The following is a 13,891-nucleotide window of genomic DNA, read 5'->3' as shown; positions in this document are numbered from 1 at the left end:
CTCGGCTGTACTTTTGTCATTGACGCTCCATAAAGATACCACAACTCTGGGAGCGCCGGCATACATGAACCCTCTTGTCAGCCCCACCAGCCCCTCACCTTTAATTTGCTTCCCAGCCCCGTTTGACAGGCGCTCAGCACTACCAAATCCGCCGGCAATTTAAGATCAAATATGTCATTTAGCCGCAAAATGCCGTTTTGCAAATCGCCCTTTTCATCGAGCAAAGACAGGACAATTCCTGACAGTTCAGGGTTCTGGCTGTTGGCGAACCCGTGAGTGGCGAAATGCACGATACGGTACTGGCTGAGTTGCGAGGAAGTTGCAGCAGCGCGACTGGCGGCAAAATCGAATGCCTGCTCGCGCTGTGTTTCTGGTACGAGGGAGAGAATTTGTTGCGCTTCATTGCGCGTGAAGGGGAGCCGATTCCAAGCAACACCGGCATCTGCAGCAGCTCTCTGTAACTGTTGCGCTTCCACCGGCACACTTCCTGATGCTACAATTCCCCTGACTCGCTCGTCATCAGTGCCGAAGATGGGATCTGCGATAACCGCCAGTGTTTTGGGAGCAGGTTGCCTTTTTTCTGTGTCGCGCCTTATAATAGCTATAGCGGAAGCGGAGGGCAGATTGACAATTTCACGCTCTTGTATTATGGGGATATAATCGCTATTATTTCCGGGTGCCGGTAAGGCGGCGAAGGGGATATACTGCAGAATGCCGTCGCTAACGACAAGTAAGCGTTTTGCGCCTAAGTTTTGCAGAGCCGGTGCGAGAATGATATCGCTGAGGGCTTTGCCTGTAGATGCTAAGCGTGCTGGTGACGTCCTCTCACCGAGCGTCAGAGCATCCCGGAAATCTTTGGCGGCTTTTTCGATGTCGGTGCGGGGGGGCAATTCGTAGCTGGTGATGTCGGTTTTTGTCACCGCCCACAGATAGCTGCGCTCCTCGCCTAAGGAATATTCTAGCAGCACAGTGCCGGCATCGAGCACCTGCTGCTGAATTTCTTGCAGAGTCAGGGGGTGAGGTTGAGTGAGGGCGGCGTAACGGGGGCTACTGGTGCGGATTTTTCCTCTCACTTCCTCGTATTGGATCAGGAGAGATTCCTGCTGTTTTTCTAAGGAAGCTACCTGTGCTTGGGTGGGGTTATCAGCCTGCAGCTGTACGCGCTGCTTTTCTATGGCATCGAGTTGCTGCTGCAAACTGCGTTCAAGCTGCAATAATTCGGGGCTAGCACCGGCACGGATATCGGCACCGGCTTCTGTGAGGAGTTCTAGGAGAGTGCGGGCGCGGGCGCTCTCGCTAGCGTGGAGCGCCTGAGCGTCGTATCCCGAGTTGGGTTGCTGTTTGTGCAGCCGCATCAGCAAGTCGATGTAGAGCTGGTAAGGCTCTTGCACTGTAGCAAAATAGGAGGCGCGAAGTTGCGAGCTGGCGATTTTAATGCGCAAGTCTTCTATAATTTTGAGAGATGCTTCAATCTGAATCAGCGCTTCTGTGAGATTGCCTCTATTGCGCTCACCGAAAGCGATATTGTAGAGCGTCAGGGCTTCCCCGCCCCTGTCGCCTGCGGCGCGGCTAAGGGGAAGGGCAGAGCTGTAATAGTCCAGGGCTTTCTGCTTTTCTCCTAAGGATTCGTACACTTTCCCGATGTTGTTAAGGGTGGTGGCTTCCGTGCGCCTGTCGCCAACGGCGCGGAGAAGTGGAAGTGCTTGGTTATAGTAGTCGAGGGCTTTCTGCTTTTCCCTTAAGGAGTCGTAGATTTTACCGATGTTGTTGAGGGTGACTGCTTCCCCGCCCCTGTCGCCAACGGTGCGGAGAATTGCCAGGGCTTGGCTGTAGCAGTCGAAGGCTTTCTGCTTTTCCCCTAAGGAGTAGTACACTGTACCGATATTGTTGAGGGTGATGGCTTCCCCGCCCTCATAGCCAGCGGCGCTGTGTAGGGGAAGTGCTTGGCTGTAATAGTCAAGGGCTTTCTGCTTTTCCCCTAAAGAGTCGTAGAGATTACTGATGTTGCTGAGGGTGATAGCTTCCCCGAGCCTGTCGCCAACGGCGCGGCGAAGGGGCAGAGCTTGCCTGTAATAGTCAAGGGCTTTCTGCTTTTCCCCTAAGGAGTCGCAGATAAAACCAATTTGGTGGAGAGCGCGAGCTTCACCGCTGTTGTCACCGGCAGCTCGAAACAGTGAGAGTGCCTCGGAGAATTTCTCAATCGCCGCCTTCAGAGATTCTGCTGTGCCTTGCTCCAACAGGGTTTCTGCCTCTTCAAACAAGTTCTCCGCACCGGCACTACCCGCTGGTGGCTCGCCGGTTTCTGACTGTTGCGCCACATTCACCAAGGAAAAGTCAAGCACCTGCACCCCATCGCCCAACCCCACCGGCACCCCTTGACTGATTGGATTTTTTGTGCTATGTTTTCTTTCCCCTTGCGCCACAGCCGGTGGAGTGCCGGCACTTGTCAAGACATGCAAACTCGCCAGCACAGAGGTGCCGGTGCCGGTGTTGCCATTTCGCAAGTTCCACTGCAATGGGAAAGTCATATCGCGCCTGCGCTCTAAAGTCAGTTCTCTTTTATATAAAGATAGCTGAGCCGGCACCAGCCCGCTGTACAATCCCGCAATCCCAGAAGCCAGCTCTGGAATTTCGCGTGAGTCATCAACCGGATGTAAGATAAAAATATCTGCCCTCCCGCCCGCCCTCTCGCTATCCGGCAAAAGATAGAAGTTATGGCCACATTTACAAATTTTATAATTTACGTTTAAATACTGTATAAAATTTTGCCTCGGGCGCTCTCGGGCTCTCCGAGGTGCGAAACCGCCGGCACCGGAAGGAAAGCCAATCCGCCCCGCCGGCAGGGCAAGACTCACCGGTATGAAAGCGCTATGATTGACCGAGAGGGAATCGCTTTGCAGCCGGTTTGTGCCGGCACGCAGCAGAAAAGCCCGCACAGAGGTGCCGGTGTACCTGCGATCACCGGCACAATTGCGCCTGTCATGCCTTGCCGGTGCTGCCAAGCCAGCCCTATTTTATAAATGATCGCTCCGCCGGCACCAGCCCGCTGCACAATCCCGCCATGCCATAAGCCGGCGATGGTATGTTTGCTTAATTCATCAAACGGATTCCAGATAAATTTATCTTCCCTACCGCCCTCGCTATCGCTACCATGCAAGCACCTTGAAGCTATGACTCTCTGATATAATTTTATTATTTCCGTTTGAATGCTATATAAATTACCGCCGCTGGCGCTTTCGGTAGCTCCGGGGTGCGAAACCCGCCCCGCCGGCACGGCAAGACTCACCGGCATGAAAGCGCTATGATTGACCGAGAGGGAATCGCTTTGCAGTCGGTTTGTGCCGGCACGCAGCAGAAAAGCCCGCACAGAGGTGCCGGTGTACCTGCGATCACCGGCACAATTGCGCCTGTCATGCCTTGCCGGTGCTGCCCAGCCAACCCTATTTTATAACTGATAGGGGAGCCGGCACCAGCCCGCTGCACAATGCCGCCATGCCATAAGCCGGCGATGGGATGTTTGCTTAATTCATCAAACGGAATCTAGATAAAATTTTCATACCTTCCGCTCTCGCTTTCGCTACCATGCAAACACTTGAGGCACTGAAATTAGATAAAATTATTTTTTTACGTTTAAATACTATGCGAAAATGCAGTCGGGAGCTGCCGGCGGGGGTGGAATGGGATAGTGGGGGAGGGCTTTTGGGCTAAAGCCCAACTACAAACAGAGGGCTTTTGGGCTAAAGCCCAACTACAAACTGTTCTTGGTGGCGGGAATAGCGGTATACTGTGCGGTGAGTGAGAGGTGGAAAGCAATCAACGATGCTGGGTAAATTTTTCAAAAAGCCAGAAACAGAAGAGAGCGATCGCGTCCCCCCCGGTCAGTATTTGACCAAAGGATTCCCAGTGCTGACTTACGGAAACACCCCCCGCATCAGCATTGAGGAATGGCAATTGAAAGTGTGGGGCTTAGCCAAACCGAAACCCTTCACTTGGGAGGACATAATGGCGATGCCTCAAAACGACTTCACCGCAGATTTTCACTGCGTCACCCGCTGGTCAAAACTGGACGTGAAGTGGACAGGAGTCAGAGTGACCGACTTCATGAAGTGCGTAGAGGCAGACCCCAAAGCAGTTTATATCATGGAACACTGCTACGGCGGCTACACCACCAACATCTCCGTAGCAGACTTTGTGCGGGAAGAGAACTTTTTCGCCCACACCGTCTTTGGCGAGCCCCTACCGCCAGATCGCGGCGGACCGCTGCGCCTGGTGGTCCCCCACCTGTACGCCTGGAAGAGTGCCAAATGGATTAACGGCTTAGAATTCCTAGAAAAAGAAGAACTCGGCTTCTGGGAGCGCAACGGCTACCACCGGCGCGGCGAACCCTGGGCGGAGGAGCGCTACAGCGGCGCATTCGGCTTCTAGGAAAGGGGCGCTTGAGCGGAGGAGCCGGCGCTGCGCCAAGGGGGAGCCACTCTTGATGTTAGCGCCCGCTCAGCAGGGGCGGGGAAAGGGAAGAATATCCCAGCTTTTGGCAGGATAGTGACTCCCCCCGCCCCCACAACAGCGCCCCAGCCATCTCTAACAAATCAGATTCAACCGGAAACAATGCCAGAGGGGTGCGTTTTTCCTGACCGGCTAGCGCAGGCGCTGTCATAAAACGCAGAGAGTGCGAAAGCCTCCCCTGCAGCGCTCTTGCTTCCCTGTAAAATATCCGGGAGAACAGACAGTGATCCAACAAGACGCAAATTCCTATACCGAAAAACCGCAAGTCGAGCTAGAAAGCCGGCTGGAAGACTTAAAAAAAGAAAATGACAGACTGAGACAGCAACTCAACTTACTGGAGGGGATTTACGACTTCCACGCCACCAAAATCGCTGCCAAAGCACAGGAGAGCTTCACCGTCTGGCTGAGGAATTCAGCCATAGGCATTACCGCCCTAACCTTTCTGGGGGGGTTGAGCCTGATTCCCATCGTCATCGATTACATCAAGACAGAAAGCGTCAAGCGGAGTGTCGAAGAGATAGTGAAGGGGGAGGCGTCGCAAGAGTTGCGCGACAAAATTATCGCTAAGGCGACGGATAAGGTGAAATCGCAGGTTCAAGATAAAATGGAGAAAACCACCGAAGCCGCCGTCAAACAGGCGGTAAAAGAAGGCTTGAGCCAATTCAATCTGCCGGCGCGGATCAAGGCAGAAGTAGATGCCGGTGTGATGACAATTTCCGACGATATCAAAAAGCAAAACCCAGCCAGCGAGTTCGTGCAAGTGGTGGAGAACTCTGTAGGGGAAGAAAAGTACATAACCGTTGCCGGTTCTTCCACAAATCGTGCCGATTTAGAGGCGGAGAGAAAGCGCGTTTTTAATGCCAGTGGCGGGCTGTTACCGCAGGGCTTAGACAGCCTGAAAATTTGTCCCCCCAAACCCGGAAACCAGAGGTTTGCCTTAGTTATTGGCGAGCCGGCACACCTAGACAGAGCCAGAGAGCGCGTCAAGCTAGCTCTCGCCAACAACTTCCAAAAAGACACTTACGCCCTTCGCGCCAGCGATGCCTTTTTCGCCTACAGCGCCGCCTGCAAATAGCTAAGCTTTTAAGCTTTTAATCTTCCTATCTGCCCAAGGTCGGCAGAGCCGGCTGGACGGCGTAAACTGCTTTTTATGGAAGCGAAGATAGAGCTTTAAACGTGCAAATTAAATGCAACCCATTTTATTATATCATGTCCGGTGGCTTCGTTTGTGGGGAGCGGGGGAGAGCCGCCCAACGCCCAAAGAACCTTGAGGGTCTTTGGAGGGCTATAAGAAAGACAATCGATGCTACCGGACAGGATATTATTTGCCAATAATCCTCTTCAGCAGCTCCAGCTTGCCTTCATAAGGAGCGTACCGCCATTTCAAATCTAGCAGGAAAGATTTGCGCAGCACGCTTTTATAGTGGGAGAAGGTATCAAAGCTGGCTTTGCCGTGATAGCTGCCAATACCGCTATTGCCAACGCCGCCAAAGGGCAACTCTGTGACGGCGACTTGCATCACGGTGTCATTGATGCAGACACCGCCCGATGAGGTCTCCTGCAAAACGCGCTCTTGCTTTTGCTTATCTTTAGAGAAGAAGTAGAGGGCGAGAGGTTTGGGGCGCTCGTTAACCTTGGCAATGGCTTCCGTTAAATCTGTATACTCAAACACCGGCAGGATAGGGCCAAAGATTTCATCTCCCATCACCGGCGCGTCCCAGGAAACCTCATCAATCACCGTGGGGGCGATGTACAGATCGTCCCGGTTGCTGTGTCCGCCGGCAATAATTTTACCCTCTGCGAGGAACCCCGCAAGCCGGTCAAACTGCCTGGCATTGATAATCCGCCCGTAGTCGGGGCTTTTCGCGGGATCTCCGCCGTAAAATTCGCGGATGCAGGCTTTAATGCGCTCCAGCAAGTCTTTTTTGACGCTGCGGTGCGCCAGCAGGTAATCGGGGGCGATGCAGGTTTGACCGGCATTGATAAATTTCCCCCAAGTGATGCGTCTGGCGGCGGTTTCCAGGTCGATGTCAGCCTCGACGATACAGGGGCTTTTGCCGCCCAGTTCCAGAGTCACCGGCGTCAGGGTTTTAGCAGCGGCTTCCATAACAATTTTACCGACCTTCGTGCCGCCGGTGAAGAAGATGCGGTCAAACTTTTCTGCGAGCAGCTGCTGGCTGGTTTCTACCCCACCTTCCACCACAGCGATATAAGCGGGGTCGAAGGTTTTCTGGATCAGGTCAGTGACGGCGCGAGAGGTGTGGGCGGCAATTTCCGAGGGTTTGAGTACGGCGCAGTTGCCGGCGGCGATGGCACCGACTAAGGGAGAAATCATCAGCTGGAAGGGGTAGTTCCAAGGGCCCACAATCAGGACAGCGCCCAGAGGTTCTGGATAGATTTGGGCGGAGCCAGGGAATTGGTCGATAGGTGCCGGGACTTTCTGGGGCTTCACCCAAGATTTGAGGTGTTTGAGGGCGCAGTTAATTTCTGAAATGGATGCTATTTCAAAATACGCCTCGTACTCCGGCCTGTTCAGGTCAGCCCTGACGGCTTCAACAATGGCGGTTTGGCTGTCGAGAATGGCTTGTTTGAGCCGCTGCAGCGAAGAAGTGCGAAAGGCGAGGTCTTTGGTTGTGCCGGTGGCAAAGAATTGCCGCTGCCGCTGGATGATGTCTGAGACCGGCGTTTGCGCTAACATGCTTGTTCTCCCTTGCCTAATTCTACCCGCACTGATATAAGGGTGCGCGAAATGGCAGCGCCCTTTTAAGCGTGTGAGTTTCAATATTCAATCTTATCCCCTAACTGTTGGTCAGGAGACAGCAGTCTGCTGGGTCGCCTTTAGGAGATCGCCGGCTCTCGAGTGCTGTAACGCCACAGGAAATTCTCCCCTCCTGTTCTTTTGGCACTCCAACCCTAGCCCTGACATCTGGAGCGTACCGGGCTGTTCGTGGTGAGGGGCCTGCTGGCCGTATTCGGTTGGGAGTGGGCCCTGCTAGGCTGCCGGTGCGATCAGCTCAAAGAACCTTTCGGTCAGGGCCCGCTGAATGGCCCGTTTAATCTCCTCGGGGTAGTCAAAGCGGTTGTACTCCCACTGAACCGTAACCCACATTTCCCACCACGCTTCGATACTGGCGCGGTTGTTCGCTGCCTGGACCACCAAGTTCTGCCAAATCGGGAGGACGCGGTAGCTGAAGAATTGAGCGCACCGGCCCCCGTCAGCGCCCCTGCAGGACACCCACAGCTGGTGCTTGCGCAGGCGCACTTCATAGATGTGGCAGAAGGGGACGCCCATCACCAGGGCCACTTCCCGCTTGATTTGGTCGGTGCAGCCTGCCAGTTGAGTTTGCGGGTCAACAATCAGGCGGACGATCAGGCTTTTGCTTTTGCCTTGGTAGCGGCGGCGGCGGCGGTATCGAGTGCGTTTGCGAGTGCGGGTCATGATGCTGTCCTCCCTGTTAATGAGTGCGGTTTCCGTGGGGGTTGGCCCTAGAAAGGACCCGGCTCCCTCTCCACTGTTAAAATAGTAGCATAATTTTCGATTTTACGCAAATTTACAAAAAATTATTGAAAAAGCCATAACCCATAAGCTAGACTAATGAAAAAGCACACCTTGTAGAAGCGGTTGAGTGGCCCTCAAGTGGTAAACATTGAAGGAAGAGAGAAACTGATTGAAATCGTGAGAGCGGCACGGGGCTCAATGAGCCGGAGAGCCTTTGGCAAGCTGCTGGGAGTGTCGGCGACAGCGGTGCAGCTGTGGGAGAAAGGGGACACGATACCGGACACAGAGAATTTAGCCAAGATTGCCGCCAGATCCGGCTACACGCTGGAGGACTTGCTGGGCTACTTGGAAGGCAAGCCCATGTCAGACGTGGCAGACTTGAACCAGATCCTGAGGAAAATCGAGTATATGCCGCTGTCACAGGTAGCGGTAATAGCTAGAGCTGTAGCGGACAGATTTGCGGAAGCGGCGGAGATTTCCGAGGGGTGAGCTGTCGGGAGAGTGGCAGATGGAGAGATCCGCCTCCCCCTGAATGCCAGCGCCCCGATTAAGCGCCCCCAAGAGAGGGGGGTAACTCTTAAGAAAATCTGTGGTATTCTCAAGTTGTAAAAAATTCAGCATTTACTGATTAACAGACCCCGAGACAGACAGGTCTGGTGGCCGGCGACTCCCACAACAAGGCACTTTCAGCATGCTAGGAAGAACACTCGGCGGGCGATACACAATCAAGCGCAACTTGGCAGCAGGGGGATTTGGCGCTACCTTCATTGCTGAGGACCGGCAGCTGCCGGGCAATCCCCTGTGTGCCGTCAAGCAGCTGTCGCCCCAGTCGGGGGATGCATTTACTTTGCAGACGGCGCGGCGCTTGTTCGACACCGAAGCCCAAGTCCTCTACCAGCTAGGGGCGAGCCACCCCCAAATCCCGCAACTTCTAGCCCACTTCGAGGAAAACCAGCAGTTCTATCTAGTTCAGGAGTTCATTGACGGGATTGACTTCAGCCGAGAGCTCGCCGCCAAAAAGCGCTTGAGCGAGACTGAAACCGTCGCCCTCTTGCTCGACGTGCTGCCAATCCTGGAATTTATCCACCGGCACGGCGTCATCCACCGCGACATTAAGCCCTCTAACCTAATCAGGCGCGCCAGCGACGGCAAATTCGCCCTCATAGACTTTGGCGCAGTCAAACAAATCAGCACCGAGATAGCCTCAGGCGAGCCGGTGGCGCGGACTGTCGCCGTGGGCACACACGGCTATATGGCCAGCGAACAGTCCAGCGGGCTGCCACAGCCGTGCAGCGACATCTACTCCCTGGGCGCGGTTGCCATCCAAGCGCTCACCGGCACCCCCCCGAACCTGCTGCCAAAAGATGCCAACCTGGAACTCCTCTGGCGGGACAGGGCCACCGCCAGCCCTCAACTGGCAAGAATTCTCGATAAAATGGTGCGCTACAACTTCAGAGAGCGCTACGGGTCCGCCGGGGAAGTCCAGCAGGCGCTGCTGCAGGAGCTGCCCAAGTCCAAACTGCCGGCGGGAGCAACTCCCAAACTCGGGCTGTTCCAGAAAATAGGCAAGCTGCTGCTCACCCCCATCGAGGAGCTGGTGCAGGGGGATGCAGCTGAATCGCAGCCTGCCGCGCCACCTCCAGCCCTATCCCCCCCACCGGCATCCCGCACCCCCGGTAGCGCCCCCAGCGTAACAGCAGGACAGGGGGCGCTCCACACCCCGACACAGCCAGATTCCCCGCCGGCTGCGGCAGAAAAAAGCGCCCGCGTCTTTATCAGCTATCACAGCCAAGATCCCGACCGCCGCCTCGCCCACCAACTCTGCACCGCCTTGCAAGCAGCAGGCCACCAGCCGTTCATGGCCGGCGAGAGCGCCCGCCTCTCAGAAAAGTGGCCTCGCCACATCGCCGACGAACTGGAGCGCAGCGATTACTTTGTGCTGCTGCTATCCGCACAGGCAGCCGGCAGTGAAATGATAGCCGAAGAGGTAGGCAAGGCAAAAGCCCTGCGCGACGCCCGCGCCGACGGCAAGCCGGTATTGCTGCCCATTCGGGTCAGCTTTCCGGTGAGTGCGCCGCTCAACTACAACCTGCGCGGCTATCTCAACTCTGTCGAGCAGCGCTTTTGGAATAGTGACGCTGACACCCCGGCGCTCCTGGGCGAACTGCTCAGCGTGCTGGAAGCGGGGGAGCCACCGGCAGCCCAAGACGCAACAGAAGCCGCCTTGCCCACCTTACCCCCGGCGGCGGAAAGTCCGGAGGCTCCCCCCCTGCCGGCGGCAGAGCCAGAACTGCCGGAAGGGCAAGTGGAGCTGGCTTCAGCATTTTATGTCCAGCGCCCCCCTATCGAAGCTCGCGCATACGGGGAAATCCGGAAGCCCGGAGCGCTGATTCGCATTAAAGCCCCCAGACAGATGGGCAAAACCTCCCTGATGGCCAGGATTCTCCAGCAGGCTGGCCAGCAGGGCTGCCGCACCGTGGCGCTCAGCTTCCAGCTGGCGGATGGGAAAGTGCTGGAGGATTTGAGGCTGCTTTTGCAGTGGTTTTAAGCTACGCAAGGGCGCAGACTGCGGCTGCCCAACCGGGTGGCGGATATGTGGGACAGCGTGTATGGCGACAAGGATAACTGCACGGCTTACTTTGAAGACTACCTGCTACCGGCTGCAGGGAGCCCTCTAGTCCTGGGATTGGATGAAGTTGACCGGGTGTTTGAACATCCCAAAATTGCCGAGGACTTTTTTGGGCTGCTGCGCGCCTGGCATGAGGAGGGCAAAAATGGGGAGGTTTGGAAAAAACTCCGCCTGGTGGTGGTGCACTCCACCGAGGTTTACATTCCCATGAATGTCAATCAGTCCCCCTTTAATGTGGGGCTGCCGGTGGAGCTGCCCGAGTTTAACCGGCAGCAGGTGCTGGATTTGGCTCGAGTTCACCGCCTCGACTGGGGTGCCGGCGAAGTCGAGCCCCTGATGGCGATGGTTGGCGGACACCCCTATCTGGTGCGCCAGGCTCTCTATCACATCGCTTGCGGCGACATGACGCTGCCCGAACTGCTGCGACAAGCACCCACAGAAGCTGGACTTTACCGCGACCACTTGCGCCGCTTCCTGTGGCTGATACAGCAGAATCCCCAACTGGTGGAAGCCTTCAAACAGGTTGCCGGTGCGGCGGGCCCACTGCCCCTCGAACCATTCCTAGCTTTTAAATTGCATAGCATGGGGCTAATAAACTTGGATGGTAATGAGGGGAGCTTGCGCTGCGACCTTTACCGGCAGTATTTCGGAGGTACGGCAAAGAAACAGGTGGAGGAACTGGCGAGGCGAGGTTGAGCAAACAAAGTGCAGTAGGGTTGAGCGGCGTGTCAGTAATAGCCAACCCTAACAAACGCGCTTCTCATTCTCCCTCTGCGCCCTCTGCGCCTCTGCGGTTAATTAAATCGAGAATAACAAAAAAAACGAAAGTTCTAATTCAACTAGGAGTGAAATAAATTTATGAACGCATCACAAAATTCAATCTATCAAGTTGGCGGGAGCCTGCCGGCTGACTCCCCCACCTACGTCAAGCGACAAGCTGATGAAGACCTCTACAATGCTTTGAAAGCCGGAGACTTTTGCTACGTCCTCAACTGCCGGCAAATGGGCAAATCTTCCCTGCGCGTGCAAACCATGCGCCGGTTGCAAGCAGAAGGCAACGCCTGCGCGTCTATTGACCTGACTGCTATTGGCAGCCAGGAACTCACCTCGGAACAGTGGTATGCCGGCATGGCCCGGAGTTTGGCCAGCAGTCTAAACCTGGCCGGCAAACTTAATTTGCGGGCGTGGTGGAGAGAGCGGGAAATCCTGCCGCCGGTGCAGCGTTTGGATGAGTTTATCGAAACGGTGGTGCTGGCAGAGGTTCAATCTAATATTAACATATTTATCGATGAAATAGACAGCGTTCTGGCTTTAAAATTCCCGACAGACGATTTCTTTGCGTGGATTAGGGCGTGCTATAATAAGCGAGCCGGCAGTCCCGAATACAGCCGGCTGAGTTTTTGCCTGCTGGGGGTGTGCACTCCCTCGGATTTGATTGCGGACAAAACTCGCACGCCGTTTAATATTGGCAGGGCGATTGAGATGTCGGGGTTTGAACTGCCGGCGGCTTTGCCTCTGGCGCAGGGGCTGGCGGAAACGGTGGGGAATCCGCAGGAGCTTTTGGCTGAGATTCTAGCGTGGACTGGCGGACAGCCGTTTCTGACTCAGAAGATTTGCAAACTCATCGAGGCTTCCCCCTCACCCCCCTACCCCCTCTCCCACGAGGGGAAAGGGGGGGAAATTGCTGCGAAGCTAATACAAAAGCGGGTGATTGAGAATTGGGAGGCGCAGGATGAGCCGGAGCATTTGAAGACGATTCGGGCTCGTCTTTTGAGAAATGAAAAACGGGCGGGATCTCTGTTGAGTTTGTACGGGCAAGTGTTGGGACAGGGAGGGGTGCCGGCGGATGGGACTCCGGAACAGTTGGAGTTGCGGCTGTCGGGGTTGGCTGTCAGGCATTCGGGTGTGTTGGGGGTGGCGAACCGGATTTACGGGGAAGTGTTTAGTTTGAGTTGGGTGGAGAGAGAATTAGCCAATTTGCGACCTTACTCAGAGGCGTTTAAGGGTTGGGTTGATTCCGGCTGTCAGGACAGTTCGCGGCTGTTGCGGGGGCGAGCGCTGCAGGAGGCTCTGGCGTGGGCGGGGGACAAGCGTTTGAGCGACCGGGACTACCAGTTTTTGGCTGCCGGTCAGGAGGTGGAAAAGCGCGAAGTGCTGCTGACTTTGGAGGCGGAAAAAGAAGCGGGGCGGATCTTGTCGGAAGCGAACCAGACGCTAGAGGCGGCGAATCAGAAAGCTTTGCGCAGGATTCGTGCCGGTGCGGCGGTGCTGGCAATTTCCTTCGCCGGTGCGGGGATGGCTTCCATTATGGCCCTGGCAGCTGCTCAGAAACAGCGAGAAGCGCAAGCCGGTACGAGATTAGAACAGGCGGGGAGCAATGCCTTGCAAGAGTTTCAGAGGCACGAAATCGGAGCTTTACTGTCAGCAATGCAGGCGGGGCAAGAGCTGAAAAATATTGTTAAGGACGGTCGCCCCCTGGAAGACTATCCCGCTGCCAGTCCGATGCTAGCGCTACAGCAGATTCTGGACAGCATTCGGGAGCGAAACCAGCTGCGGCATCAGTCCTCGGTCAATAGCGTGGCCTTCAGCCCGGACGGCAAACGGCTGGCCACCGGCTCAGATGACGGCACGGTCAAGCTGTGGGACTTGCAGGGGAAAGAACTCGCCTCCCTGAAAGGGCATCAGAACTCGGTCAGTAGCGTGGCGTTCAGCCCGGACGGCAAACGGCTGGCCACCGGCTCAGGGGACGGCACCGCCCAGCTGTGGGACTTGCAGGGGAAAGAACTCGCCTCCCTGAAAGGGCATCAGAACTCGGTCAGTAGCGTGGCGTTCAGTCCGGACGGCCAACGGCTGGCCACCGGCTCAATAGACGGCACGGCCAAGCTGTGGGACTTGCAGGGGAAACCGCTCGTCTCCCTGAAAGGGGATCAGGTGCCGGTCTATAGCGTGGCGTTCAGCCCGGACGGCAAACTGCTGGCCACCGGCTCATCTGACGGCACCGCCAAGCTGTGGGACTTGCAGGGCAATGAGCTCGCCTCCCTGAAAGGGCACCAGGAGCGGGTCACAAGCGTGGCGTTCAGTCCGGACGGCCAACGGCTGGCCACCGGCTCAATAGACGGCACGGCCAAGCTGTGGGACTTGCAGGGGAAACCGCTCGTCTCCCTGAAAGGGGATCAGGTGCCGGTCTATAGCGTGGCGTTCAGCCCGGACGGCAAACTGCTGGCCACCGGCTCATCTGACGGCACCGCCAAGCTGTG

The 13,891-nt window shown here is 56.0% G+C and carries 8 protein-coding genes and 2 pseudogenes; 6 read left to right on the top strand and 4 right to left on the bottom strand.

Annotated elements, in window-relative coordinates; all coding sequences use genetic code 11:
• Positions 1-2,528, bottom strand: a pseudogene (locus OSC10802_RS41980) (CHAT domain-containing tetratricopeptide repeat protein); the annotation flags it as partial.
• 323 nt (positions 2,529-2,851) lie between these two features.
• Entirely contained in the window at positions 2,852-3,157 is a 306-nt protein-coding gene (locus OSC10802_RS0126830) for a hypothetical protein (protein WP_198525202.1), read from the bottom strand.
• Between the two features lie 93 nt (positions 3,158-3,250).
• Between OSC10802_RS0126830 and OSC10802_RS53315 the strand changes: the two genes are divergently transcribed.
• The 3 genes from OSC10802_RS53315 to OSC10802_RS0126815 all read left to right on the top strand — a co-directional run bounded on the left by OSC10802_RS53315 (position 3,251) and on the right by OSC10802_RS0126815 (position 5,581).
• Positions 3,251-3,451 (top strand): hypothetical protein, encoded by a 201-nt coding sequence (locus OSC10802_RS53315; RefSeq protein WP_198525201.1) that lies wholly within the window; start codon positions 3,251-3,253, stop codon positions 3,449-3,451.
• A 368-nt stretch (positions 3,452-3,819) separates the two neighbouring features.
• Entirely contained in the window at positions 3,820-4,425 is a 606-nt protein-coding gene (locus OSC10802_RS0126825) for a sulfite oxidase-like oxidoreductase (protein ID WP_017719866.1), read from the top strand.
• Positions 4,426-4,729: 304 nt separating this feature from the next.
• A complete protein-coding gene (locus tag OSC10802_RS0126815) occupies positions 4,730-5,581 on the top strand; it encodes a hypothetical protein (protein WP_026098847.1) in 852 nt (283 codons plus the stop codon).
• A gap of 246 nt (positions 5,582-5,827) precedes the next feature.
• Here the strand turns inward: OSC10802_RS0126815 and OSC10802_RS0126810 are convergent, their stop codons facing one another.
• The gene (locus OSC10802_RS0126810; protein ID WP_017719863.1) at positions 5,828-7,204 is read right to left on the bottom strand and encodes an aldehyde dehydrogenase; all 1,377 of its coding nucleotides are present in this window, start codon (positions 7,202-7,204) and stop codon (positions 5,828-5,830) included.
• 294 nt (positions 7,205-7,498) lie between these two features.
• Positions 7,499-7,945 carry a hypothetical protein gene (locus tag OSC10802_RS0126805; RefSeq protein ID WP_017719862.1) on the bottom strand — a complete coding sequence of 149 codons (447 nt, stop codon included), beginning with the start codon at positions 7,943-7,945 and terminating at the stop codon, positions 7,499-7,501.
• 198 nt (positions 7,946-8,143) lie between these two features.
• On the opposite strand from OSC10802_RS0126805, the gene OSC10802_RS41975 reads away from it, so the two are divergent.
• The 3 genes and pseudogenes from OSC10802_RS41975 to OSC10802_RS41965 form a co-directional block, all read left to right on the top strand.
• Positions 8,144-8,494, top strand: coding sequence for a helix-turn-helix domain-containing protein (locus tag OSC10802_RS41975; RefSeq protein ID WP_232731761.1), 351 nt, complete (start codon positions 8,144-8,146; stop codon positions 8,492-8,494).
• A 202-nt stretch (positions 8,495-8,696) separates the two neighbouring features.
• Positions 8,697-11,330, top strand: a pseudogene (locus tag OSC10802_RS54905) (AAA-like domain-containing protein).
• 162 nt (positions 11,331-11,492) lie between these two features.
• On the top strand, positions 11,493-13,891 hold a 2,399-nt coding region (locus tag OSC10802_RS41965; RefSeq protein WP_017719858.1), incomplete at its 3' end, for an AAA-like domain-containing protein.

The sequence above is a fragment of the Kamptonema formosum PCC 10802 genome, assembly GCF_000332335.1.
In the GTDB taxonomy this organism is placed as follows: Bacteria; Cyanobacteriota; Cyanobacteriia; order Cyanobacteriales; family Oscillatoriaceae; genus Oscillatoria.
The sequence above is the reverse complement of the archived record's forward strand: the minus strand, read 5'-3'. Positions and strand labels throughout refer to the sequence as shown.

Excerpts from the sequence above, each read along its gene's own strand:
- OSC10802_RS0126825 (WP_017719866.1), top strand. The coding sequence starts at position 3,820 with ATGCTGGGTAAATTTTTCAAAAAGCCAGAAACAGAAGAGAGCGATCGC.
- OSC10802_RS0126810 (WP_017719863.1), bottom strand. The coding sequence starts at position 7,204 with ATGTTAGCGCAAACGCCGGTCTCAGACATCATCCAGCGGCAGCGGCAA.
- OSC10802_RS0126805 (WP_017719862.1), bottom strand. The coding sequence starts at position 7,945 with ATGACCCGCACTCGCAAACGCACTCGATACCGCCGCCGCCGCCGCTAC.